General features: G+C 60.4%; 24 protein-coding genes. 15 read left to right on the plus strand and 9 right to left on the minus strand.

From position 1 onward, the window contains the following. Positions 1–71 precede the first annotated feature (71 nt). Entirely contained in the window at positions 72–1493 is a 1422-nt protein-coding gene (locus LVW35_RS22675; protein WP_233892125.1) for an amino acid permease, read from the minus strand. A 638-nt stretch (positions 1494–2131) separates the two neighbouring features. On the opposite strand from LVW35_RS22675, the gene LVW35_RS22680 reads away from it, so the two are divergent. Next, positions 2132–2269 (plus strand): hypothetical protein, encoded by a 138-nt coding sequence (locus LVW35_RS22680; RefSeq protein WP_003237751.1) that lies wholly within the window; start codon positions 2132–2134, stop codon positions 2267–2269. Positions 2270–2341: 72 nt separating this feature from the next. Continuing rightward, positions 2342–3301 carry a leucyl aminopeptidase gene (locus tag LVW35_RS22685; protein ID WP_233892126.1) on the plus strand — a complete coding sequence of 320 codons (960 nt, stop codon included), beginning with the start codon at positions 2342–2344 and terminating at the stop codon, positions 3299–3301. Positions 3302–3408: 107 nt separating this feature from the next. Here LVW35_RS22685 and rluB read toward each other — a convergent pair whose 3' ends face one another. The 6 genes from rluB to LVW35_RS22715 form a co-directional block, all read right to left on the minus strand. Beyond that, on the minus strand, positions 3409–4617 hold the full coding sequence (gene rluB, locus LVW35_RS22690) for a 23S rRNA pseudouridine(2605) synthase RluB (protein WP_233892127.1): 1209 nt from the start codon (positions 4615–4617) through the stop codon (positions 3409–3411). A gap of 144 nt (positions 4618–4761) precedes the next feature. Continuing rightward, positions 4762–4953: a DUF1289 domain-containing protein gene (locus tag LVW35_RS22695; protein WP_233892128.1), complete on the minus strand. Its 192-nt coding sequence runs from the start codon at positions 4951–4953 to the stop codon at positions 4762–4764. 37 nt (positions 4954–4990) lie between these two features. Next, positions 4991–5923, minus strand: coding sequence for an SMC-Scp complex subunit ScpB (scpB, locus tag LVW35_RS22700; RefSeq protein ID WP_233892129.1), 933 nt, complete (start codon positions 5921–5923; stop codon positions 4991–4993). 12 nt (positions 5924–5935) lie between these two features. Beyond that, positions 5936–6634, minus strand: coding sequence for a segregation and condensation protein A (locus LVW35_RS22705; protein WP_164365898.1), 699 nt, complete (start codon positions 6632–6634; stop codon positions 5936–5938). A gap of 120 nt (positions 6635–6754) precedes the next feature. Then, positions 6755–7384: an L-threonylcarbamoyladenylate synthase gene (locus tag LVW35_RS22710; protein ID WP_016975422.1), complete on the minus strand. Its 630-nt coding sequence runs from the start codon at positions 7382–7384 to the stop codon at positions 6755–6757. Positions 7385–7397: 13 nt separating this feature from the next. Further along, a complete protein-coding gene (locus tag LVW35_RS22715; protein WP_233892130.1) occupies positions 7398–8261 on the minus strand; it encodes a PHP domain-containing protein in 864 nt (287 codons plus the stop codon). An 87-nt stretch (positions 8262–8348) separates the two neighbouring features. Here LVW35_RS22715 and LVW35_RS22720 point away from each other — a divergent pair, with 87 nt between their 5' ends. The 7 genes from LVW35_RS22720 to LVW35_RS22750 all read left to right on the plus strand — a co-directional run bounded on the left by LVW35_RS22720 (position 8349) and on the right by LVW35_RS22750 (position 13897). Beyond that, positions 8349–8945: a septation protein A gene (locus tag LVW35_RS22720; RefSeq protein WP_233892131.1), complete on the plus strand. Its 597-nt coding sequence runs from the start codon at positions 8349–8351 to the stop codon at positions 8943–8945. Position 8946: 1 nt separating this feature from the next. After that, positions 8947–9246 carry a YciI family protein gene (locus LVW35_RS22725; RefSeq protein WP_233892132.1) on the plus strand — a complete coding sequence of 100 codons (300 nt, stop codon included), beginning with the start codon at positions 8947–8949 and terminating at the stop codon, positions 9244–9246. Between the two features lie 106 nt (positions 9247–9352). Beyond that, the gene (locus tag LVW35_RS22730; RefSeq protein WP_233892133.1) at positions 9353–9760 is read left to right on the plus strand and encodes a translation initiation factor 2; all 408 of its coding nucleotides are present in this window, start codon (positions 9353–9355) and stop codon (positions 9758–9760) included. A gap of 7 nt (positions 9761–9767) precedes the next feature. Next, the gene (locus LVW35_RS22735; RefSeq protein ID WP_233892134.1) at positions 9768–10445 is read left to right on the plus strand and encodes a response regulator transcription factor; all 678 of its coding nucleotides are present in this window, start codon (positions 9768–9770) and stop codon (positions 10443–10445) included. Positions 10446–10630: 185 nt separating this feature from the next. After that, entirely contained in the window at positions 10631–11095 is a 465-nt protein-coding gene (locus LVW35_RS22740) for an LTXXQ domain protein (RefSeq protein WP_233892135.1), read from the plus strand. A gap of 68 nt (positions 11096–11163) precedes the next feature. Beyond that, a complete protein-coding gene (locus tag LVW35_RS22745) occupies positions 11164–12507 on the plus strand; it encodes a sensor histidine kinase (RefSeq protein WP_233892136.1) in 1344 nt (447 codons plus the stop codon). A 40-nt stretch (positions 12508–12547) separates the two neighbouring features. After that, the gene (locus tag LVW35_RS22750; RefSeq protein ID WP_233892137.1) at positions 12548–13897 is read left to right on the plus strand and encodes a CoA transferase; all 1350 of its coding nucleotides are present in this window, start codon (positions 12548–12550) and stop codon (positions 13895–13897) included. A 110-nt stretch (positions 13898–14007) separates the two neighbouring features. On the opposite strand, the gene LVW35_RS22755 is transcribed toward LVW35_RS22750, so the two are convergent. Both LVW35_RS22755 and arcD (LVW35_RS22760) read right to left on the minus strand, forming a co-directional pair. Then, positions 14008–14871, minus strand: a complete 864-nt coding sequence (locus LVW35_RS22755) for a DNA-3-methyladenine glycosylase family protein (protein WP_233892138.1) — start codon at positions 14869–14871, stop codon at positions 14008–14010. Beyond that, on the minus strand, positions 14868–16295 hold the full coding sequence (gene arcD, locus LVW35_RS22760) for an arginine-ornithine antiporter (protein WP_233892139.1): 1428 nt from the start codon (positions 16293–16295) through the stop codon (positions 14868–14870). Before arcD (LVW35_RS22760) ends, LVW35_RS22755 begins: the two co-directional genes overlap by 4 nt. Positions 16296–16730: 435 nt before the next feature. Between arcD (LVW35_RS22760) and arcD (LVW35_RS22765) the strand changes: the two genes are divergently transcribed. The 6 genes from arcD (LVW35_RS22765) (at position 16731) to LVW35_RS22790 (ending at position 23539) form a co-directional block, all read left to right on the plus strand. Next, entirely contained in the window at positions 16731–18158 is a 1428-nt protein-coding gene (arcD, locus tag LVW35_RS22765) for an arginine-ornithine antiporter (RefSeq protein ID WP_233892140.1), read from the plus strand. Between the two features lie 24 nt (positions 18159–18182). Beyond that, the gene (gene arcA / locus LVW35_RS22770; protein ID WP_233892141.1) at positions 18183–19439 is read left to right on the plus strand and encodes an arginine deiminase; all 1257 of its coding nucleotides are present in this window, start codon (positions 18183–18185) and stop codon (positions 19437–19439) included. A gap of 11 nt (positions 19440–19450) precedes the next feature. After that, positions 19451–20461 (plus strand): ornithine carbamoyltransferase, encoded by a 1011-nt coding sequence (locus LVW35_RS22775; protein ID WP_233892142.1) that lies wholly within the window; start codon positions 19451–19453, stop codon positions 20459–20461. Between the two features lie 86 nt (positions 20462–20547). Next, positions 20548–21477 (plus strand): carbamate kinase, encoded by a 930-nt coding sequence (gene arcC, locus LVW35_RS22780; protein ID WP_233892143.1) that lies wholly within the window; start codon positions 20548–20550, stop codon positions 21475–21477. Positions 21478–21495: 18 nt separating this feature from the next. Next, complete coding sequence (locus LVW35_RS22785; RefSeq protein WP_233892144.1) at positions 21496–21858, plus strand: DUF5064 family protein; 363 nt, start codon at positions 21496–21498, stop codon at positions 21856–21858. Between the two features lie 172 nt (positions 21859–22030). Continuing rightward, complete coding sequence (locus LVW35_RS22790; RefSeq protein ID WP_233892145.1) at positions 22031–23539, plus strand: sigma-54-dependent transcriptional regulator; 1509 nt, start codon at positions 22031–22033, stop codon at positions 23537–23539. Positions 23540–23695: the final 156 nt, after the last annotated feature.

The raw sequence follows: 23695 nt of genomic DNA on the forward strand, positions 1-23695 counted from the left end.
CGAATGCGCGCGCCCATTCCTGAAACAACAAACCCGGCGCATGGCCGGGTTTGGTTCATCTCACGCACGCCTCACTTCACTGCTGAAGCAGCCACTTCCAAGGTTCGCTGCGCACTACGCTTGTTCTTGATGCGGTAACACACCCACATAAACGCCACCCACACCGGGATCGCATAAACCGACACCTGAATCCCCGGAATCATCAGCATGATCACCAGGATAAACACCACGAACGCCAGGCAGACATAGTTGCCATACGGATACCACAGCGCCTTGAACAGCGGCACCTGGCCGGTGCGGTTCATGTGCTGGCGGAACTTGAAGTGCGAGAAGCTGATCATTGCCCAGTTGATCACCAATGTGGCCACCACCAGAGACATCAGCAGTTCCAGCGCGTGTTGCGGGATCAGGTAGTTCATCAGCACCGCCACCAGGGTGATCGCCGCCGAGGCCAGGATAGAGCGCACCGGTACGCCGCGCTTGTCGATTTTCGCCAATGCTTCAGGCGCATCGCCCTGCTCGGCCATGCCCAAGAGCATGCGGCTGTTGCAGTAAGTGCCGCTGTTGTACACCGACAGCGCCGCGGTCAGCACCACGAAGTTGAGGATATGCGCGGCGGTGTTGCTGCCCAGCATCGAGAACACCTGCACGAACGGGCTGCCGCTGTAGGCGTCACCGGAGGCGTTGAGGGTCACCAGCAGGCTGTCCCAAGGGGTCAGCGACAGCAGCACGACCAGAGCACCGATGTAGAAGATCAGGATGCGGTAGATCACTTGGTTGATCGCTTTCGGGATCACAGTGCGTGGCTGGTCGGCTTCGGCTGCGGTAAAGCCAAGCATCTCCAGGCCGCCGAAGGAGAACATGATGATTGCCATGGCCATCACCAATCCACCCACGCCGTGGGGGAAGAAACCGCCGTGTTCCCACAGGTTGGTCACCGAGGCCTGCGGCCCGCCACTGCCGCTGACCAGCAGGTAGCTGCCCAGGGCAATCATGCCGACGATGGCCACCACCTTGATGATCGCGAACCAGAACTCGGCCTCACCAAACACTTTGACGTTGGCCAGGTTGATCAGGTTGATCAGCACGAAAAACGCCGCGGCCGAGACCCAGGTCGGAATCTGCGGCCACCAGTAGTGCACGTATTTGCCGACAGCGGTCAGCTCCGACATGCCCACCAGGATGTACAGGATCCAGCAGTTCCAACCTGACAGGAAGCCGGCGAAACCGCCCCAGTACTTGTGGGCAAAGTGGCTGAAGGAACCGGCGACCGGCTCTTCGACGATCATTTCACCGAGCTGGCGCATGATCATGAAGGCAATGAAGCCGCAGATGGCATAGCCCAGGATCATCGACGGGCCGGCGGACTTCAGTACCCCGGCCGAGCCAAGAAACAGACCGGTGCCGATGGCGCCACCCAGGGCGATCAACTGGATATGCCGGTTTTTCAGGCCGCGTTTCAGCTCACCTGAAGAGGAAGGGGGAACACTCATGAAAAGGCTCTCACGCAAGGTTTGATGATGTTGAATGCAGGTTGCTGCCTTGAATTACCGACTCAAGCAGCGCCGCTCAAACCCCAGCGCAGGCACCAGGAGTACAGCGTCTTTCTAATGGTCATGCGTCACCTGTTTGTTTTTATCTGTGACGAAATCGAACCCGTCCGGCTCGTGGCCAGGCGGAGTGATCAGGATGGGTAAACCCTGAGGTCTTGGCCTTTTGCGTGGTTACGCAAGGGAGTCACAGTAAAACGCGGCGGATTGTACACCGCTCGACAGCTTGGGGGCGCCCTCGAAAGACGTGTGCGACGTTCTGTCAGATAAACCTTACAGGGCAGAAACAGCCAGGAATCTCGCCATTTACACGTAAATTAATCGTTACAGCACGGAAAAATAACGTTACAGCCGTGATCTGAAGAAAAATTGTCGGTCAGAAATTTCTGACGGTTTAGCCTTCGCAGCCACCTGAATTTCCTCAAGAAAAAATCAAACCGAAAAAACAGAACAAAAAATCCAAATGAAACCGTGTCAATAAATTTTTTGCATTCTGAAACACTCTCTTCTAGGTTCTTCCCACTTGCCCGCGAAGCCCGTTGGCAAGCCGTTCTCAAACACCGTCCTCTAGGAGATACACCATGCAAGCACTGGAAAAAGACCTGGAAACCGAACTGCAACTTGACGATTGGTTTGAAGCGCCGACCCATGAGGCCGCCGTTGAAATGATGCAAGCCGACGCCGTTGTGCCGTTCGGCACCGCGATGTGGCCGTTCTAAAACCGGCAGGCATCCGGCAGGTGCCGTGCACGGCACCTGCCTCCTTACCCAAGGCACAGAAGGAAACACGTCATGGACAAGGCCCGCGCCGTCGAACACTTTCTCTACTACCTCGCGCACCATCCGGCCCTCAACGGCCTGAACTGCCCTACCGTATTGCTGGGCCATACCGAGCGCTACGACGCCATCGCCCAGGCGATCACCCACAGCAGCGCCGCCCGTTTCAACTTCCAGGTGCAGCGCCTGGACCTGGCCGCCAGCGACAGCTTGGCCGAGGCCATCGAAGCCTGCGATCTGTACCTGTTTCTCTACGACTCCTCCACCTTGCCCAACCCACGCGCCGAAGGCCCGGACTTTATCCGTGCACTGCAAGGCGTGATGGCCGAACACTGGAAAAAATCCCTACTGTTCAAGGATTACGGCGACTACTTCTACGACACCTTCAGCGTCGAGCCCCAGCGCATTGCCGACCTCAATGCCACGCTGATCCGGCACATGTCCCAAGCCACGGTGCTGAGCTTTACCGACAAGCACGGCTCACGCCTGGAAGCGCCGATGAGCAGCATCAAGAAGTGGACCAATATCAACGGAGTCGGCAACCATGACCTGGCGCCCGGCGAGATCGCCACCCACAGTGAGGCCATCAATGGCCAGGTTCGGTTTGTCGGTACATTTCTCAGCACCATTCCGTTCGCGCGCAAATATGGAGTGCTGCAGTCGCCGCTGGAGCTATGGATCGAGAACTCGACTGTCTGCAGCGTAGCCAGCGATGTGCCGGGGCTGGCGGATGATTTCAACAAGTACCTGAATGCCAATCCTTCGAACCGTCGAGTCGAGGAGCTGGGGATTGGCACTAACGAAGGGGTGAAAGATCTGTATGCGCGCAACGCCGGGTTCGAGGAGCGCCATTGCGGGTTGCACCTGGGCCTGGGTGGTGGGCAGAAAGGCAGCCATCATCTGGACCTGATCTTTGCCAGTGGGACTTTGGCCCTAGACGACAAACCGGTTTTTGATGGGAGATTTGCGTTTTAGGGCCAGCTACAAGTCGTAAGCCATAAGCTTCAAGCAAAAAAAAGCGCCAACCTGTCAGGGTCGACGCTTTTCTCTTGCAGCTTGCAGTTAAAAACTCGCCGCTGTTCTCAAGGCTTCTTGCGACCAAAACCAGGACGCTGCCCCGAACCGGCCGGTGCGCCACGACGCTTGCCCGACGGCTCGTCCGCGACCAGTTTCGGCCCAGGGCGCTTGTTCGCCGCCGGCTTGGCTGGACGCTTGGTACTGGCGTTGTCAGCAGGGCGATCGGCTTCACCCCGGTTGCTGCGACCACCGGCCGGGGCCGGACGCGGTGTACGTGGCGCACGCTCACCTTCCTGGCGCGACGGCGCGGTTGGGCGACGCTCACCTTCGATCTGCGGCTCACGGGAGATACGACCGCCGGTTGCCGGTGCATTCAGCGCCGGGCGCAGGGTGCGGGCAACACGCTCGGTACGCGCCACAGGACGCGACGATTTGCGCTGCATACGCTCAAGCTTGTCTTTGCTCTTGGCGTTCATCTGCGGCATCGCAACCGGCGTCAGGCCGACCTCGGCGCTGAGGATATCGACTTCGTACTGGCTCATTTCGCGCCAGCGGCCCATCGGCAGGTCGGAGTTCAGGAACACCGGGCCGAAACGCACGCGCTTCAGGCGGCTGACCACCAGGCCCTGGGATTCCCACAGACGCCGTACTTCACGGTTACGGCCTTCCATCACCACGCAGTGGTACCAGTGGTTGAAACCTTCACCACCCGGCGCTTGCTTGATGTCGGTGAACTTGGCTGGGCCGTCTTCCAGCACCACGCCAGCCTTCAGGCGCTCGATCATCTCGTCATCGACTTCACCGCGTACACGCACGGCGTACTCGCGGTCCATCTCATACGAAGGGTGCATCAGGCGGTTGGCCAGTTCGCCGTCGGTGGTGAACATCAGCAAGCCGGTGGTGTTGATGTCCAGACGACCGATGTTGATCCAGCGGCCTTCTTTCGGCTTTGGCATCTTGTCGAACACGGTCGGACGGCCTTCCGGGTCGTCACGGGTGCAGATCTCGCCGTCGGGCTTGTTGTACATGATCACGCGGCGCACCGATTCGGCGGCCTCTTCACGCTTGATGACCTTGCCATCAATGGTGATTGCATCGTGCAGGTCGACGCGCTGGCCGAGGGTGGCCTCGACGCCGTTGACCTTGATGCGCTTCTGGGTGATCCAGGCTTCGACGTCGCGGCGCGAGCCCACGCCGATACGCGCCAGCACCTTTTGCAGTTTTTCGCCTGCAGGGCCGATTTCCTGGCTGTCGTTCTGGTCTTTGTCGTTCATCTTAAGCACCTCCCGGTGGGTCGATTCAGGCGTGGCCTGAAGAGTGTTGAAAGCGGGGCTTTGGCCGAATAGGTCGGCAAAGGGTCGCGAATCATACGCGCATGGCGGGTGTTGTGCATCAGAGACTAGTCGATAACGCCCTAATCATTTGCTTTTCCGCCGACCGGTGGCGCCCAAGGCCAGCAATCGCAGCTCGGCCTTAGCCAGGACGCTACGCTTGTCGGCTTTGTCGAATTTCTTCCAGGCGCGGATCTCACGCTTGCTGCGGCCGCAACCGACGCAGATGTCATCGCTGAATTTACAGAGGCTAATGCACGGGTCTTTGGTGGAGCTCATGGTTTCTCCCAGACAATGGAGATCAAATGTGGGAGCGTCAATCTTCGAACTGGCGGCGTTCGGCTTCGATGGCTTCGGCCAGGGCTCGGGCTTCGTCTTCTTCGTCGCTCAGTGGCGGCTGTTCGAGGGCGGCGACGGCGGCCAGGAGTTTTTCCCGGGCTTCGGCTACGCCGAGGATGTCTTCCTCGGGCTCAGATTCTGTTTCGATTTCAGACTCAACCTCAACGTTCGGTTGAGCTTCAGGTTCAGCGGCGCCATCACGCAGCAAGTCATCAAAGTCGGTCTTGATGCCCTGCTCCATGTCGTCCAATTCCAGCAACAACGTATGGAAACTGGTCTCGTCCTTCGGCTCTTCCGGCTCGGCGGTGGCGTCGGCCAATTCCTGCAAACTCGCGGGAACCGGTGCGTCGTCGAAATCGAGTACCGGCTCGGCTTCCATTTCGCGCAGTTCGGCCAGCGGCGGCAAATCGTCGAGGTTCTTCAGGTTGAAGTGGTCGAGAAACACCTTGGTGGTGGCAAACATCGCCGGTTTGCCGGGCACATCACGGTAACCGACGATGCGGATCCACTCGCGCTCCAGCAACGTCTTGACGATATGGCTGTTGACCGCCACGCCACGCACGTCCTCAATCTCACCCCGGGTGATCGGCTGGCGATAGGCGATCAACGCCATGGTCTCCAGCATCGCCCGCGAATAACGCTGCGGGCGCTCTTCCCACAAGCGGCCAACCCACGGGGAAAATTTCTCACGGATCTGCAGGCGATAACCCGACGCCACTTCGCGCAATTCGAAGGCACGGCCGTCGCAAGACTTGCGCAAGATCTCCAGCGCCTTCTTGAACACCGGCGGCTCAGGGCGCTCGGCTTCTTCAAAGAGTTCGAACAGGCGCTCCAGGGATTGCGGTTTACCCGAGGCCAGGAGGAAAGCTTCCAACAACGGCGCCAGTTCGCGGGGTTCAGTCAGATTCATCGATTCAGCTCTTTATTCGGCTCGCGCCCGCACGTGGATAGCCGCAAAAGGCTCATTCTGGACCAGCTCGACCAAGGACTCCTTGACCAATTCGAGGATCGCCATAAAGGTCACCACCACCCCCAAGCGTCCTTCTTCGGCGGTGAACAGCTCGACAAAGGGCACGAATCCGCCGCCCTTTAGACGCTCCAGCACGTCGCTCATGCGCTCACGGGTCGACAACGCCTCGCGGCTGACCTGGTGGCTTTCAAACATATCGCCACGGCGCAGCACCTCGGCCATGGACATCAACAATTCTTCCAGGCTCACATCCGGCAGCAACTTGCGTGCGCGGGCTTCAGGCGCATCGAGCTTGGGCACTACGACGTCTCGGCCCACGCGGCTCAAGCCGTCGATGCCTTCGGCGGCTGCCTTGAAGCGTTCGTACTCTTGCAGACGGCGAATCAGTTCGGCGCGCGGATCGTCTTCTTCGGCTTCCACCGTTTCCGAGCGCGGCAGCAGCATGCGCGACTTGATCTCGGCGAGCATGGCCGCCATCACCAGATACTCGGCGGCCAGTTCCAGGCGCACCGACTGCATCAGTTCGACATAACCCATGTACTGGCGGGTGATTTCCGCCACCGGGATGTCGAGGATGTTGATGTTCTGTTTGCGGATCAGGTACAGCAGCAAGTCCAGCGGGCCTTCGAAGGCTTCAAGGAAGACTTCCAGGGCGTCAGGTGGAATGTACAGGTCCAGGGGCATTTCCATGACAGCCTGGCCATACACCATGGCAAATGGCAGTTCCTGCTGGGCGCCTGCCTGGCTATCGACAGTTTCCACGGCAGACATTCAGGCCTCGACCATGAACGGGGCCGGGTCGCCGCACCCCACGCGGATCACTTCGGGCTCGCCGTCTGCCAGGTTGATCACGGTGGAGGCTTTATTGCCGCCGTAGCCGCCGTCGATGATCAGGTCGACATGCTTTTCCAGCAGGCGGCGCATTTCGTAAGGGTCGTACAACGGCTCATCTTCGCCCGGCATGATCAGCGACACGCTCATCAAGGGCTCACCCAGCTCTTCGAGCAGCGCCAGGGCAATGGGATGTTCCGGCACCCGCAGGCCGATGGTGCGCTTCTTGGGGTGCAGCAGCAGGCGTGGCACTTCGCGGGTGGCGTTGAGAATAAAGGTGTAGGGGCCCGGCGTGTGGGCCTTGAGCAGGCGAAAGGTGCCGGTGTCGACCTTGGCGAACAGCCCCAACTGGGACAGGTCGCTGCAGATCAGCGCGAAGTTGTGCTTGTCGTCCAACTGACGCAGGCGTCTTACCCGCTCGACTGCGCCCTTGTCGCCGATCTGGCAACCGATGGCGTAAGACGAATCCGTTGGATAGATCACCACGCCGCCGGCGCGAATGATCTCGACGGCCTGTTTAATCAGGCGCGCCTGGGGATTTTCCGGATGAATCTGGAAGAATTGACTCACGTGTTCTACCTGTTCAGACGGTGGCAATAATGGGGTCATGCTTGAATCGCCCCCACAAAAGCGGCAAATCTTCCGGGACCTGGCGATACTCGCCGATCTCGGACCAGCCGCCTGGACCATGAAAGTCACTGCCGGCGCTGACCAGCAGACCAAATTCGCGGGCAAGAATCGCCAGGCTGCCGACCTGGTCGGCAGGTTGATGCCCATTAACCACTTCAATCGCGTGGCCGCCCGCTCCAATATAGTCGCTGATCAGCTTACGGCGCTTGCTGCGGGTGAAATCATAATGCCAGGGATGCGCCAGGCTGACCCAGGCCCCGGCGGACCGCAGTGTCGCGACGGTGTCTTCCAGGGTCGGCCAATGTTGCTTCACATCCCCCAGCTTGCCGGCGCCCAGCCATTTGCGAAAGGCTTCGGCACGGTCTTTTACAAAACCTTCACGCACCATCCAGTCGGCAAAGTGCGGCCGGGCCGGCGCATTGCCGCTGTCGCCCAGCTCCTGCTGGATGGCGCGAGCGCCGTCGAGGGCGTTGGGCATACCTTTGAGGCCGAGCTTGCGGCTTATTTCTTCGGACCGCAGCCAGCGGCCATCGTGCAAATCGGCGATGGCCTGCACCAGCGGCGGGGCTTGCTGGTCGAAACCGTAGCCGAGCACATGAATGGTGGCGCCGCCCCAGGTGCAGGACAATTCCACGCCATTAACCAGTTGCATGCCTAGACCGTGGGCCGCGACCCGGGCTTCGTCGAGGCCTTCGAGGGTGTCGTGGTCGGTCAACGCCAGGACTCGCACGCCTTTTTCAAACGCACGCGCAACCAGTACCGCGGGCGCCAGGGCGCCGTCGGAGGCCGTGCTGTGGCAGTGCAAATCAACATTCACGGGGATGTGTAACCTCAAGTCAGCTGGCGCTTTCGCTACCAAGGATGTTTGTTATTATGCCGCCACATCCAGCTTCTGGCTCTTACTGTGAAACAATTCATCGACTTCATCCCGCTGTTGCTGTTTTTCATCGTTTACAAACTCGACCCCAGGGTCATCGATCTGGCCGGCCATGAGCTGACGTTCGGGGGCATCTACAGCGCTACCGCCGTGCTTATCATCAGCTCCGTCGTGGTCTATGGCGCTATCTTCATCTCCCAGCGCAAGCTGGAAAAAAGCCAATGGTTGACCCTGGTCGCATGCCTGGTGTTCGGCAGCCTGACATTGGCCTTCCACAGTGAGACCTTTCTTAAATGGAAAGCCCCGGTGGTGAACTGGCTGTTCGCCCTGGCGTTCATCGGCAGCCATTTCATCGGTGATCGCCTGCTGATCAAGCGGATCATGGGCCATGCGCTGACCCTGCCGGAGCCGGTCTGGGCACGCCTGAACGTGGCCTGGATCGTGTTTTTCCTGTTCTGCGGTGCCGCCAATCTGTTCGTGGCGTTCACCTTCCAGGAATACTGGGTCGACTTCAAAGTCTTCGGCAGCCTGGGCATGACCGTACTGTTCCTGGTGGCCCAGGGTATCTACCTGTCACGCTACCTGCATGACACCGACCCTACATCGCCAAAAACCGAGGACTGACATGCTCTACGCCATCATTGCTACCGACGTTGCCAATTCGCTGGAAAAACGCCTGTCCGTGCGCCCGGCCCACGTCGAGCGCCTGAAACAGCTGCAAGCCGAAGGCCGTATAGTGCTGGCCGGCCCACACCCGGCGGTGGACAGCAACGACCCGGGCGATGCCGGTTTCACCGGTAGCCTTATCGTCGCCGAATTCGCCTCCCTGGCCGATGCCCAGAACTGGGCCAAAGCTGACCCTTATGTCGCGGCGGGCGTCTACGCCGATGTCGTGATCAAGCCGTTCAAGCAAGTCCTGCCTTGACTCCGGTCGCGCCGAACCATTTCAGTCCGGCACGCTCCTAATTGCTCATTATTCCCGGTAACCTGCCGACAACGTTCTGAATATTCGTGTGGAATCAGGAGTTCCGATGCGCTTACGTCAGTTGTGTCTGTTGGCAGTGGTCATGATCGGGGCTACGGCCCACGCTGAAGAAACCTCGAACACCGGCAGTTCCACGCCCCTGTCCTTGAGTGTCGGCGCCCAGATCACCGAGTTGCAGCAACGTTTGAAAGAAAGCGAACGCCAGCGTGAAGAATTGAGCAAGCAACTGCAGACTGCGGAGGCTACCCGCGAAAGCGCTCAATTGAGCCGCCTTCGCCAAGAGAACCAACGCCTGGCCCAGCAACTCAAAGAGACACAGGGCGGTGCCTTGACCCGATGGCTGACCGAGCAACAGCAGTGGTTTGTCACCGGCGGGGCCGTCGCACTGATCGCCTTGCTGTGCGGAATCTTCGCCAGCGGGGGGCACCGTCGCCGTCGACAATGGCTAAATTGAGTGAGTCATGAGCGAGCTGTTACTGATAGATGATGACCAGGAGCTCTGCGAGCTGCTGACCAGTTGGTTGAGCCAGGAAGGCTTCCAGGTGCGCGCCTGCCATGATGGCTTGAGCGCTCGCAAAGCCTTGGCCGACAGCGCACCGGCAGCGGTGGTGCTTGACGTGATGCTGCCAGACGGCAGTGGCCTTGAGTTGCTCAAGCAATTGCGCAACGACCACCCGGAGTTGCCGGTGCTGATGCTCTCGGCCCGTGGCGAACCGCTGGACCGCATCCTCGGCCTGGAACTGGGCGCCGACGATTACCTGGCCAAGCCCTGCGACCCGCGCGAGCTGACCGCCCGCCTGCGTGCCGTATTGCGCCGCAGCCATCCGACAGCCGTGTCGACCCAACTCGAACTGGGCGACCTGTGCTTCAGCCCGGTGCGCGGCGTGGTCAGCATCGATGAACAGGAATTCAGCCTTACCGTCTCCGAAAGCCGCCTGCTCGAAGCCCTGCTGCGCCAGCCCGGCGAACCGCTGGATAAACAAGAACTGGCGCAGATCGCCCTGGGTCGCAAGCTGACCCTTTATGATCGCAGCCTGGATATGCACGTCAGCAACCTGCGCAAAAAGATCGGCCCGCATCCGGATGGCCGGCCAAGGATCGTGGCGTTGCGTAGCCGGGGTTATTACTACAGCCTTTGAGGCAACTGTCAGTTTTCAGCTCCAAGCGGCAAGTCAAAAGCTCTTCACTTGAAGCTTGCGGCTCGCCACTTGAAGCTGCCGCCCTCGCCCTTACCAAACCTTTACCCTCCCCTGACGGCGGCTGACCTTGATCTCCGTAATCTACTCACATCCGGACTCACCGGAATAGAGACAGGAGAATCACCATGCGCAAGACCCTTATCGCTTTGATGTTCGCCGCTGCCCTGCCAACCGTTGCCATGGCGGCAATGCCCGAAGGCCCAGGCCCGATGGGCGGCCCGGAAGGTCACATGATGGGTGGCCCGGGCCACGGCGGTGAACACGGTCCACGTGGCAAAGGCGGTCCCTTCAGCCAACTGGACCTGAGCAAGGAACAGCGCGAGCAGATCGGCAAGTTGATGGGCGACCAATGGCACGCTCGCAAAGACCTGACCAAGAAGTACCTGGACAAACTGCCCGCCGCTGACCAGAAAGCCATGCAGGACGAAATCGCCGCCGGCAAGCAGAAAACCCGGGCGGACATCCGTGCGGTCCTCAAGCCTGACCAGCAGAAGAAGTTCGACGAGATCGTCAAGCAGCAAGAACAGCGCCGCGCCGAATGGAAGGAATTCCAGGCCTGGAAAGCGCAACAGCCGCAAAAAGCGCAATAATGCCCACGCGTTAACACTCCCAGCCCAGTGGCTCGCGCCGCTGGGCTTTTCCTGTTTGAGGGTTTCCTGTGCGTTCATTGTTCTGGCGCATCCTGGCCAGTTTCTGGCTGGCCATCGCCTTGGTTGCCGGGTTGTCGATCCTGCTGGGGCATATGCTTAATCAAGATGCCTGGATTCTCAGCCGTCACCCCGGCCTCAATAACCTGGCCGAAGAGTGGACCCAACTCTACGAAGCCCAGGGCGAGGACGCTGCCCAGGATTTGCTGCAACAGCGCAAACGCCAGTACCACATCGACGTGCAAGTGCTGAATGAAAGCGGCGAGCCGGTGGTGCGCGGTACCTTTCCGCGCCGCGCCGCCGCCTTCGAAGCACGCCAGAATGACAGCCAGGACGGCCACCTGCCCTGGCGGCGCCTGACCGCCGAGTACACCAGCGAAAAAACCGGCAACACCTACCTGCTGATCTACCGCATTCCTCACCCGGAGCTCGACGCCTGGCACCGCAGCAGCCTGCTCTGGCCCCTGAGTGCATTGGCGATTGCATTGGTGGTGCTGACCCTGTTCAGCCTCTTGGTGACACTGTCCATCACTCGTCCACTCAGCCGTTTGCGCGGCGCGGTGCATGACCTCGGCCAGACCACTTACCAGCAGAACAGCCTGGCGCGCCTGGCCAACCGTCGTGATGAATTCGGCGTGCTGGCCACCGATTTCAACCGCATGGGCGCACGCCTGCAAAGCCTGATCGGCAGTCAGCGCCAGTTGCTGCGCGATGTGTCCCACGAATTGCGCTCGCCCCTGGCGCGCTTGCGCATCGCCCTGGCCTTGGCCGAGCGCGCCAGCCCCGAAGAGCGCGAAAAACTCTGGCCCCGCCTGACCCTCGAATGCGACCGACTGGAAGCGTTGATCAGCGAGATCCTGGTACTGGCCCGCGTCGATGCCGACAACGCCAGTGCCGAAGAGGTCGATCTCAACACCTTGCTCAAAACCCTGCAGAAGGACGCCCAACTGAGCGCGCCCGACCAAGTGGTGCAACTGAGCACCGAAACCGACCTGCACCTCAAAGGCTGGCCGACCATGATCGAGCGCGCGGTGGACAACCTGCTGCGTAATGCCCAGCGCTTCAATCCACAAAACCAGGCGATTGAATTGCAGGCCCAGCGTCTGGGCGAACGCATCCTGATCAGCGTGCGCGACCACGGCCCCGGCGTTGAGACCGAACACTTGAGCCAGCTGGGCGAACCCTTCTACCGCGCCCCCGGCCAGACCGCACAAGGCCACGGCCTGGGCCTGGCGATTGCACGTCGCGCCGCCGAACGCCATGGCGGCAGCCTGATCCTGGCCAACCACCCCGACGGCGGCTTTATCGCCAGCATTGACCTGCCGTTGGAGCCTGGGGTTGCCACACCGGCCTGATGATCTTCTATAGTGGCCCTTCTCTTACGGAGGGCCTTTGATGACTGACCTGCTGACCCCCATCCAAGCCGCACTCGATCTACCGCAAACGCCGCTGACCTTTGCCGAAGCCGGCGCCCTGCCTTCGACCTTCGCCGTGACCGACCTGGCCAGCGCCAGCATCGGGGCCGCCGGGCAGGCCGTGGCACAGCTGATCCAGCAACAGACCGGGCGCCTGCCCAGCGTCACTGTGGACCGACGCCTCGCGTCCTTCTGGTTCTCGTCTTCGATGCGTCCAGTGGGCTGGCAAGTACCGCCCCTGTGGGACCCGGTGGCCGGCGACTACGCCAGCGCCGATGGCTGGATTCGCCTGCACACCAACGCGCCCCATCACCGTGCGGCCGCGGAACGAGTGTTGGGAAAGGTGACCGACCGAGCCGAAATGGCCGCCAAGGTCGCTAAATGGAACGCCGCCGAACTGGAACAGGCGATTGTCGATGAGGGCGGTTGCGCCGCGCAGATGCGTGACTGGCAAGCGTGGCAGGCACACCCCCAAGGTTTGGCGGTGAATGCCGAGAAACTGGTGCAGCGCCAAACTTTTGTGACAACCACCGACAAGCCTTGGCTCGGCTCGGTTGCGCGGCCATTGGCGGGCCTCAAGGTATTGGACCTGACCCGCGTGTTGGCCGGCCCGGTAGCCAGCCGCTTTCTCGCAGGCCTGGGCGCTGACGTGCTACGCATCGACTCACCCACCTGGAACGAACCCGGCGTGGTGCCGGAAATGACCCTGGGCAAACGCTGCGCCCGCCTGGATTTGAAAAGCCGGGAAGGTCGAAAGGTTTTCGAAACTCTCCTCAAGGAGGCCGACATCCTGTTCCACGGCTACCGCGCCGATGCCTTGGAACAGCTGGGCTACACCGCCGACGCATTGCAAACCCTCGCGCCCGGCCTGATTGACGTGAGCCTTAACGCCTATGGCTGGAGCGGCCCGTGGCGCAATCGCCGGGGTTTCGACAGCCTGGTGCAGATGAGCAGCGGGATCGCCGCCGCAGGCATGGCCTGGAAACAGGCGGACAAACCGGTGCCCCTGCCGTTGCAGGCGTTGGATCACGCCACCGGGTACTTGATGGCGGCCAGTGCGATCCAGGCGGTCAGCGAACGGTTGAAGTCCGGCCGGGGTGGTTCGGCGCGGTTGTCATTGGCGCGTACGGCGACCTTGTTGGTGGAGGCTGGACAAGTGCCGAAACAGCCAGCGTTACGCGCCGAGGAACCTACTGATCAAGGCTTGGTCGTGGAGCAGACAGCCTGGGGCCAGGCGCATCGATTATTACCGCCGGTGACCATCAGCGGCACGCCGTTGCAGTGGGATCTACCCGCAGGGGAATTGGGGTCACACCGGCCTCAGTGGTGACATTAAGTCCGCATTCGCGAGCAAGCCCGCTCCCACATTCGACCGCATTCCATGGATGTACTCGGTCAAAATGTGGGGGCTTGCTCGCGAAGAGGCCAGTACAGGCACTCTTAATCTGCCCGCTGCAACGACGTCCACAAATGCTGCGCCGCATAAGCCCGAAGCGGTCGCCAAGCCTCGGCCCGCATCAGCAACTGTCGCGCGGAAACCGACCCACCTTCCAACGCCGCCAGCGCATTGATCAACCCGATATCCCCCGAGGCAAACGCATCCGCCTCACGCATCTGGCGCATGGCGATGTACTGCGCCGTCCAGTCGCCAATCCCCGGCAACGCCACCAACCGCGCCACGGACTCCTTGAGGCTGGCCTGGGGTTCGAACAATCGGGGATCATCCAGAAATGCCTGGGCGACACCCGACAACGTGCGCCCACGTGCCTTGGGCATGCCCAGCGTCGCCAGGTCCGCCGCCGCCAACACCTCGGCGGTGGGGAACACATGGGTGATACCGGCATGCGGCGTTGCCAATGGCTGCCCGTATTGCGTCACCAACCTGCCCGCCAGACGAATCGCGGCCACCACAGTGATTTGCTGGCCCAACACCGCGCGAATCGCCAGCTCCAGGCCATCCCAGGTGCCCGGTACACGCAAGCCCGGGCGCGCTGCAACCAGTTGCGCCATCAACGGGTCCGCCGCCAATTGCGGGTTGATCAACTGGGGCTGTGCGTCCAGATCGAACATGTTGCGCAGGCGCCGTTCGATCTCAGGCAACGCCGCCGTTTCTGGAAAATCCACCACCACGTCCAACCCATCGCCGGCACTCATTGCCACGCTGATCCAGCCATGCTGCCCGCCTAGGCTGATACTGCGGCGATACACGCCAACCTCGACCGTCTCCATCCCGGAGATCGCCCGCGCCGACAGAAAACCCACCATCGCCGCCCAGTCATACGGCGGTTGATACGCCAGTCTCACAACGACAACGCTCCGCTGTACAACCCATACGCCGCCAGCCCTGCGCCAGCGCTCACGCAGCTGAAAATGCCTTTTTCCATGGGGGTGAACAATGGCTGACCCTGCTCACGCTTGGCGAGGGCAAACAGGATCACGCCCGGCGCATACAACAGCGCCGACAACAGCAAGTACTTCAAGCCCCCGGCGTAGAGCAGCCATACGGCGTAGCTGAGAGCAATCAGGGCCACCAGCAAGTCCCTCATGCGCTGGCCACGGGCGCCCATGTAGGTTTCGCCACGTCCGCTCAACAGCACCGCATAGGCCGCCGACCACAGGTAGGGCACCAGGATCATCGAGGAAGCCAGGTAGATCAGGGTGGTGTAGGTACTGTGGGAAAACAGCGTGATCACCAGAAAGAGCTGGATCATCACATTAGTCAGCCACAACGCATTGACCGGCACCTGGTTAGCGTTTTCCTTTTCCAGGAAGGCCGGCATGGTCTTGTCATGGGCGGTGGCGTAGAGGATTTCCGCGCAGAGCAACGCCCAGGACAACAAGGCACCGAGCAGCGACACCGCCAGGCCGATGCTGATCGCCATCGCGCCCCAGGGGCCGACGATATGCTCCAGCACACCGGTCAGCGACGGATTTTGCAATTGCGCAAGTTCCGGCTGGCTCATGATCCCCAGGGACAGCACGTTCACCAGCACCAGCAACGCCAGCACACCGAGAAAACCGATCACTGTGGCGCGGCCTACATCCGAGCGTTTCTCGGCCCGCGCCGAGTACACACTGGCGCCTTCGATGCCGATGAACACAAATACGGTGACCAACATCATGTTGCGCACCTGGTCCACCACACTGCCGATCTTCGGGTTGCCCAGGCCCCAGATGTCCCGGGTAAAAATATCCGCCTTGAACGCCACGGCGGCGATCACGATGAACATCAGCAACGGCACAATCTTGGCGACCGTAGTGATCTGGTTGATGAACGCTGCCTCTTTGATCCCACGCAGTACCAGGAAATGCACGGCCCACAGCAGCAACGACGCGCAACCGATGGCCACCGGCGTGTTGCCCTGGCCGAACGCCGGGAAAAAATAGCCGAGGGTACTGAATAGCAACACGAAGTAACCAACGTTGCCCATCCACGCGCTGATCCAGTAACCCCAGGCGGACGAGAAGCCCATGTAATCGCCAAAACCCGCCTTGGCATAGGCATACACACCTGAATCCAATTCGGGTTTGCGATTGGCCAGGGTCTGGAACACGAACGCGAGGGTCAGCATACCCACGGCGGTGATCGCCCAGCCGATCAACACGGCACCGACTTCGGCGCGCGCGGCCATGTTTTGCGGCAAGGAAAAAATTCCCCCACCGATCATGGAGCCCACCACCAGGGCGATCAGGGCGCTGAGTCGAAGTTTCTGGGCCGGCTGGGACATTAACACTCCTGGGTAAATACAATGTGAGATGACAACCGTGCACTCAACTAATCAACTCTGCGAGTTTAGCGTTTATTAGAGACCGCGATAAAACCGCCAGGCTCATAACGTAATGGCATGTTTAGGCTTATTTAGAATTTAAATAGTGCACTTGCATTAATGTTTATAGTGCTTTTGTTAAGCCGTGGTCAAAAAGTTTGCACATCCGTAAAAACGGTCTAGTTTCAAACGTCCATGGCGTCGACTAAATGATTAACCAAAAACGGGAGAGACGGCTCTGCAAAGCGTCTTTCCGAGGACTTTCATCGCCCACGAGTTTCCAATCTGAATCATTAATTCACAATGGAATGTGCCAATGAAGTGATCTGAGTCAGCTGTTTGAATAGCGCACGGAATTATTCTGTGGTCTCTCTTCTCCTGCATTGGAGTTATGCAATGTCTGAATCTCCCGGAAAACTTCGACTCGGCGCACTGGTTGCGCTTGTCGTGGGCTCGATGATTGGCGGCGGGATCTTCTCACTGCCGCAAAATATGGCCGCCAGTGCCGATGTCGGCGCCGTGTTGATCGGCTGGGTGATTACCGCCATCGGCATGTTGACCCTCGCGTTCGTGTTCCAGACCCTGGCCAACCGCAAGCCCGACCTGGACGGCGGGGTATACGCCTACGCCAAGGCCGGTTTCGGCGACTACATGGGTTTCTCGTCCGCCTGGGGCTACTGGATCAGTGCCTGGCTGGGCAACGTGGGCTACTTCGTACTCTTGTTCAGCACCCTCGGTTACTTCTTCCCGCTATTTGGGGAGGGCAATACCCCTGCCGCGGTGATTGGCGCCTCGGTGCTGCTATGGGCCGTGCATTTCCTGGTGCTGCGCGGCATCAAGGAAGCCGCGTTCATCAATCTGGTGACCACCGTCGCCAAGGTCGTGCCGCTGGTGCTGTTCGTGTTGATCGCGCTGTTTGCATTCAAGCTGGAGATCTTCACCGCTGACATCTGGGGCGTGAAAAACCCGTACCTGGGCAGTGTGATGAACCAGGTGCGCAACATGATGTTGGTCACCGTGTGGGTGTTCATCGGCATCGAAGGCGCGAGTATCTTCTCGTCCCGTGCGGAAAAACGCTCCGACGTGGGCAAGGCCACCGTCATCGGTTTTATCACCGTACTGCTGTTCCTGATGCTGGTGAACGTGTTGTCCCTGGGGATCATGACTCAGCCGGAGCTGGCCAAGCTGCAGAACCCGTCGATGGCCGCCGTGCTGGAGCATGTGGTGGGCCACTGGGGTGCGATGCTGATCAGCGTCGGCCTGATCATCTCGCTGCTGGGGGCGTTGCTGTCGTGGGTGCTGCTGTGTGCGGAGATCATGTTCGCCGCCGCCAAGGACCACACCATGCCGGAGTTCCTGCGCAAGGAAAACGCCAACCACGTGCCGGTCAATGCCCTCTGGCTGACCAACGCCATGGTGCAACTGTTCCTGGTGATCACGCTGTTCTCGGCCAGTACCTACCTGTCGCTGATCTACCTCGCCACCTCAATGATCCTGGTGCCTTACCTGTGGTCGGCGGCTTACGCGCTGCTGCTGGCGGTGCGTGGCGAGACCTACGAAAACGCCCTGAAAGAGCGCAAGAAAGACCTGTTCATCGGCACGATCGCCCTGGTGTACGCGATCTGGCTGCTCTACGCCGGTGGCACCAAATACCTGCTGCTCTCCGCCCTGCTCTACGCCCCCGGCGCAATCCTGTTCGCCAAGGCCAAGCGTGAACTGGGCAAACCGATTTTCACCAATGTCGAGAAGTTGATTTTCGCCGCAGTGGTCATTGGCGCCCTGGTGGCAGCCTATGGGCTCTACGACGGCTTCCTGACCTTGTAACTTGTGTTTAACGGAGGATCTGTAATGACCACGGAAAAAGTGAAGTACGGCGTACATTCCGAAGCCGGCAAACTGCGCAAAGTCATGGTGTGCTCCCCAGGCTTGGCCCACCAGCGGCTGACCCCCAACAACTGCGATGAACTGCTGTTCGATGACGTGCTATGGGTGGCCCAGGCCAAGCGCGATCATTTCGACTTCGTCACCAAGATGCGTGAGCGGGATATTGATGTGCTGGAAATGCACAACCTGCTGACCGACATCGTCGCCATCCCCGAAGCGCTGGATTGGATCCTGCAGCGCAAGATCACCGCCAACACCGTCGGCCTGGGCCTGGCGGATGAAGTCAGCTCCTGGCTGCGCAGCCTGGAGCCGCGCAAAATCAGCGAGTTCCTGATTGGGGGCGTGTCCGCCGATGACCTGCCGAGCAGCTTCGGTGGCAAGACCCTCGAGATGTTCCGCGATTTCCTAGGGCATTCGAGTTTCATCCTGCCGCCACTGCCCAACACTCAGTTCACTCGCGACACCACCTGCTGGATCTACGGCGGCGTGACGCTCAACCCGATGTACTGGCCGGCGCGACGCCAAGAGACTCTGCTGACCACCGCCATCTACAAATTCCACCCGGAGTTCACCAACGCCGACTTCCAGATCTGGTACGGCGACCCGGACCAGGAGCACGGCGCTTCCACCCTGGAAGGCGGCGACGTGATGCCGATTGGCAACGGCGTGGTCCTGATCGGCATGGGCGAGCGTTCGTCCCATCAGGCGATCGGCCAACTGGCGCGCAACCTGTTCAAGAACAAGGCGGTGGAGAAAGTCATCGTTGCCGGCCTGCCAAAATCCCGCGCGGCGATGCACCTGGACACCGTGTTCAGCTTCTGCGACCGCGACCTGGTCACTATCTTTCCCGAAGTGGTCAACCAGATCGTGCCGTTCACCCTGCGCCCGGATGAAAGCAAGCCACATGGCATTGACATCCAACGCGAGAAAACCAACTTCCTCGACACCGTCGCCGCCGCCCTCGGCCTCAAGGCCCTGCGCGTCGTCGAAACCGGCGGTAACAGCTTCGCCGCCGAACGCGAGCAGTGGGACGACGGCAACAACGTGGTGGCCGTGGAGCCGGGCGTGGTGATCGGTTACGACCGCAACACTTCCACCAACACCCTGCTGCGCAAGGCCGGCGTGGAAGTCATCACCATCAGCGCCGGTGAACTGGGCCGTGGCCGTGGCGGCGGCCACTGCATGACCTGCCCGATCATCCGCGACCCTATTGACTATTAAGGAGATCCATCATGGCTTTCAACATGCGCAACCGCAGCCTGCTGTCGCTGATGCACCACACCACCCGCGAGCTGCACTACCTGCTGGACCTGTCCCGCGACTTCAAGCGCGCCAAATACACCGGCACCGAGTGTCCGCACCTGAAGGGCAAGAACATCGCACTGATCTTCGAAAAAACGTCGACCCGTACCCGTTGCGCCTTCGAAGTCGCGGCCCATGACCAGGGCGCGCACGTCACCTACATCGATCCGGTGTCGTCGCAGATCGGCCACAAAGAGAGCATGAAAGACACCGCCCGCGTGCTCGGGCGCATGTTCGACGCGATTGAATACCGTGGCTTCGAGCAGGAAATCGTCGAAGAACTGGCCAAGTTCGCCGGCGTGCCGGTGTTCAACGGCCTCACTGCGGAATTCCACCCGACACAGATGATCGCCGACACCCTGACCATGCGCGAACACAGCGACAAGCCGCTGCATGACATCAGCTACGCCTACCTCGGCGATGCGCGCTACAACATGGGCAACTCGCTGCTGATGATCGGCGCCAAGCTGGGCATGGACGTGCGCATCGGCGCGCCGAAAGCGCTGTGGCCGCACGAAGATTTCATCAAGCAATGCCAGGCGTTTGCCGAGGAAAGCGGCGCGCGCATCACCATCACCGAAGACCCGAAAGAAGCAGTCAAAGGCGTGGACTTCATCCACACCGATATCTGGGTGTCCATGGGTGAACCCGTAGAAGCGTGGGACGAGCGTATCGAGCAACTGCTGCCGTACCAGGTCAACGCCAAGATGATGAAAGCCTCGGGCAACCCGCGCGTGAAATTCATGCACTGCCTGCCGGCGTTCCACAACAGCGAAACCAAGGTAGGCAAGGATATCGCCGCGCGTTACCCGCACCTGGCCAATGGCGTGGAAGTGACCGAAGAGGTGTTCGAGTCACCGGCCAACATCGCATTCGAGCAGGCGGAAAACCGCATGCATACCATCAAGGCGATTCTGGTGTCGGCGTTGGCGGATATCTAAAGGCTACACGGTCAAATGTGGGAGGGGGCAAATCCCCTCCCACGCTAACCGCGTTCACAACGATGAATTTCAGAAGGACATTTTGTATGCGCATCGTCGTAGCCCTGGGCGGCAACGCCCTCCTGCGCCGTGGTGAACCCATGACGGCGGACAACCAACGCGCCAATATCCGGATTGCCACCGAACAGATCGCCAAGATCCACCCCGGCAACGAGCTGGTGATCGCCCACGGCAATGGCCCGCAGGTCGGCCTGCTGTCATTGCAGGCGGCGGCCTACACCCAGGTGTCGCCGTACCCGCTGGACGTGCTCGGCGCCGAGACCGAAGGCATGATCGGCTATATCATCGAACAGGAACTGGGCAATCTGCTGGACTTTGAAGTGCCTTTGGCCACCCTGCTCACCCAGGTCGAAGTGGACGCCAAGGACCCGGCTTTCAAGAACCCGACCAAGCCTATCGGCCCGGTGTATTCCAAGGCCGAAGCGGAAAAGCTCGCGGCTGACAAAGGCTGGGCCATTGCGCCGGATGGCGACAAGTACCGTCGCGTGGTCGCCAGCCCACGGCCCAAACGCATCTTTGAGATCCGCCCGATCAAGTGGCTGTTGGAAAAGAGTGCCATCGTGATCTGCGCCGGTGGTGGTGGCATTCCAACCATGTACGGGGAAGACGGCAGACTGCGCGGCATTGAGGCGGTAATCGACAAGGACCTGTGCTCGTCGCTGCTGGCCTCGCAGTTGGACGCCGATTTGCTGGTGATCGCCACCGACGTCAACGCCGCTTTTATCGACTTCGGCAAACCCACCCAAAAGGCCATCGACCAGGCCCATCCCGACGAAATGGAAAAACTCGGCTTCGCCGCCGGTTCCATGGGGCCCAAGGTGCAAGCCGCCTGCGAGTTCGCCCGTCAGACTGGCAAAACCGCCGTCATCGGTTCACTCTCGGACATCGAAGCCATCGTCCAGGGCAGCGCCGGTACGCGCATCAGCACGGCAAAACCTGGCATCACCTATCTGTGAAGTAGAGGAGAGACGCCTATGGCCACCTTTGAACCGGGTCATCTGCACGTTGAACGCCACGCACTCAACAAGGACGACTACAGCTACAACCTGTGCATCGACTATGAAGTCAGCCATGACCCCAAGGAAGGCAAGGGCATGCTGTTCAAGCTGCATGGCTCGGTACAGGGCAAGGACCTCAAGGAAGAGTTCTTTTTGCCCAAGGACCAGGCGTTCGACTTTGCGCGGCATGCGATGAACATTGCGCAAAAATATGGAATGCCGAAGATCGCCGTGTTGAACGGCTCGATGCACAAGCAGTACGACTTGATGTTCGAGGATGTGCGGCATCAACTGGATGTGAAGGCAGGCGATCCGGTCAAGCCCGAACACCTGGAATAAGAACGCCGCAGATCCACTGTGGGAGCGGGCTTGCTCGCGAAAGCGGAGTGTCAGTCACCGGGTTCAGTAAGAACAGACCGCATTCGCGAGCAAGCCCGCTTCCACATTTTTGATCTCCTTCGACTCTCAGGCATACTTGCCGCCTCTCGCTTCCCAGAATTGTTAGCGCCCCATGCGTATCCACGTCAGCTTCATCGACCGCGTCGGCATCACCCAGGAAGTCCTGGCCTTGCTCGGTGGGCGCAATCTCAACCTGGATGCGGTGGAAATGGTGCCACCCAACGTCTACATCGACGCCCCCACCCTGAGCGCCGACGTGCTGGAAGAACTGCGCGACGCGTTGTTCAGCGTGCAGGGCGTGCAAGCGGTAACCGTGGTGGACATCCTCCCCGGCCAACGTCGCCACCTGCAACTCGATGCCCTGTTGGCCGCCATGACCGACCCGGTGCTGGCCCTGGACAGCGCGGGCAAGATCCTGCTGGCCAACCCGGCGCTGATCACCCTTTATGGTCGTGAGCCGGCTGGCGAAAGCATCAGCGAGCTGTTCAACGACCCGGGGCTGCTCGACACCTTGCTGGAACACGGCTTCCGCTTGCCGCTGCGTGAGATCAGCGTCAACGGGCAGACCCTGCTGCTGGACGCCACACCGATCACCGACGCCGGTGCCCTGCTCACCCTCTACCAACCCAACCGTATCGGCGAACAACTGTCGGCGCTGCACCATGACCATGCCGAAGGCTTTGATGCGCTGCTCGGCGAATCCCCGGTCATCCGCACCCTCAAGGCCCGCGCCCAGCGGGTGGCGGCGCTGGATGCACCGTTGTTGATACAGGGCGAAACCGGCACCGGCAAGGAGCTGGTTGCGCGCGCCTGCCATGCGATCAGCGCGCGTCACAGTGCGCCCTTCCTCGCCTTGAACTGCGCGGCGCTGCCGGAAAACCTCGCCGAAAGCGAGCTGTTCGGCTATGCACCGGGCGCCTTTACCGGGGCGCAACGCGGCGGTAAGCCGGGGCTGATGGAGCTGGCCAACCAGGGCACCGTGTTTCTCGATGAGATCGGAGAGATGTCGCCGTACCTGCAGGCCAAGCTGCTGCGATTTCTCAATGACGGCAGCTTCCGTCGCGTGGGCGGTGACCGTGAAGTGAAGGTCAATGTGCGTATCCTCAGCGCCACCCATCGCGACCTGGAAAAAATGGTCGGCGAAGGTACGTTCCGCGAAGACCTGTTCTATCGCCTCAACGTGCTTAACGTCGAAGTACCGCCCTTACGCGAACGCGGCCAGGACATCCTGTTGCTGGCCCGCTATTTCATGCAACAGGCCTGCGCGCAGATCCAGCGCCCGGTCTGCCGCCTGGCGCCCGGCACTTACCCGGCGCTGCTGGGCAACCGCTGGCCGGGCAACGTGCGCCAGTTGCAAAACGTGATCTTCCGCGCGGCAGCCATCTGTGAAAGCAGCCTGGTGGACATTGGCGACCTCGACATCGCCGGCACTTCAGTAGCGCGCCAGAACGACGGTGAAATCGACAGCCTGGAGCAGGCGGTGGAAGACTTCGAACGCAATCTGCTGGAAACGCTTTACACCAGCTACCCTTCGACTCGCCAACTGGCCAGTCGCCTGCAGACTTCCCACACGGCGATTGCCCATCGCCTGCGCAAGTACGGCATCCCGAATAAGGTCTGAGAACGACATCGGCTGTACTGAAAGCGCTACAGCGTAACGATATCGATACAGCCTAGTTTTTTGCGTGCCATGCAAGGCTTTGATCCACATAGGCTTTTTTTCACAGGTTCAGCTGTAGCGAAATCGCTACAGCTTATTTGCGCATCTCTACGGCCT

Source organism: Pseudomonas sp. HN11, from assembly GCF_021390155.1.
In the GTDB taxonomy this organism is placed as follows: Bacteria; Pseudomonadota; Gammaproteobacteria; order Pseudomonadales; family Pseudomonadaceae; genus Aquipseudomonas.

Excerpts from the sequence above, each read along its gene's own strand:
- LVW35_RS22675 (WP_233892125.1), bottom strand. The coding sequence starts at position 1,493 with ATGAGTGTTCCCCCTTCCTCTTCAGGTGAGCTGAAACGCGGCCTGAAA.
- LVW35_RS22680 (WP_003237751.1), top strand. The coding sequence starts at position 2,132 with ATGCAAGCACTGGAAAAAGACCTGGAAACCGAACTGCAACTTGACGAT.
- LVW35_RS22685 (WP_233892126.1), top strand. The coding sequence starts at position 2,342 with ATGGACAAGGCCCGCGCCGTCGAACACTTTCTCTACTACCTCGCGCAC.
- rluB (WP_233892127.1), bottom strand. The coding sequence starts at position 4,617 with ATGAACGACAAAGACCAGAACGACAGCCAGGAAATCGGCCCTGCAGGC.
- LVW35_RS22695 (WP_233892128.1), bottom strand. The coding sequence starts at position 4,953 with ATGAGCTCCACCAAAGACCCGTGCATTAGCCTCTGTAAATTCAGCGAT.
- scpB (WP_233892129.1), bottom strand. The coding sequence starts at position 5,923 with ATGAATCTGACTGAACCCCGCGAACTGGCGCCGTTGTTGGAAGCTTTC.
- LVW35_RS22725 (WP_233892132.1), top strand. The coding sequence starts at position 8,947 with ATGCTCTACGCCATCATTGCTACCGACGTTGCCAATTCGCTGGAAAAA.
- LVW35_RS22730 (WP_233892133.1), top strand. The coding sequence starts at position 9,353 with ATGCGCTTACGTCAGTTGTGTCTGTTGGCAGTGGTCATGATCGGGGCT.
- LVW35_RS22735 (WP_233892134.1), top strand. The coding sequence starts at position 9,768 with ATGAGCGAGCTGTTACTGATAGATGATGACCAGGAGCTCTGCGAGCTG.
- LVW35_RS22740 (WP_233892135.1), top strand. The coding sequence starts at position 10,631 with ATGCGCAAGACCCTTATCGCTTTGATGTTCGCCGCTGCCCTGCCAACC.
- LVW35_RS22750 (WP_233892137.1), top strand. The coding sequence starts at position 12,548 with ATGACTGACCTGCTGACCCCCATCCAAGCCGCACTCGATCTACCGCAA.
- arcD (WP_233892139.1), bottom strand. The coding sequence starts at position 16,295 with ATGTCCCAGCCGGCCCAGAAACTTCGACTCAGCGCCCTGATCGCCCTG.
- arcD (WP_233892140.1), top strand. The coding sequence starts at position 16,731 with ATGTCTGAATCTCCCGGAAAACTTCGACTCGGCGCACTGGTTGCGCTT.
- arcA (WP_233892141.1), top strand. The coding sequence starts at position 18,183 with ATGACCACGGAAAAAGTGAAGTACGGCGTACATTCCGAAGCCGGCAAA.
- LVW35_RS22775 (WP_233892142.1), top strand. The coding sequence starts at position 19,451 with ATGGCTTTCAACATGCGCAACCGCAGCCTGCTGTCGCTGATGCACCAC.
- arcC (WP_233892143.1), top strand. The coding sequence starts at position 20,548 with ATGCGCATCGTCGTAGCCCTGGGCGGCAACGCCCTCCTGCGCCGTGGT.
- LVW35_RS22785 (WP_233892144.1), top strand. The coding sequence starts at position 21,496 with ATGGCCACCTTTGAACCGGGTCATCTGCACGTTGAACGCCACGCACTC.
- LVW35_RS22790 (WP_233892145.1), top strand. The coding sequence starts at position 22,031 with ATGCGTATCCACGTCAGCTTCATCGACCGCGTCGGCATCACCCAGGAA.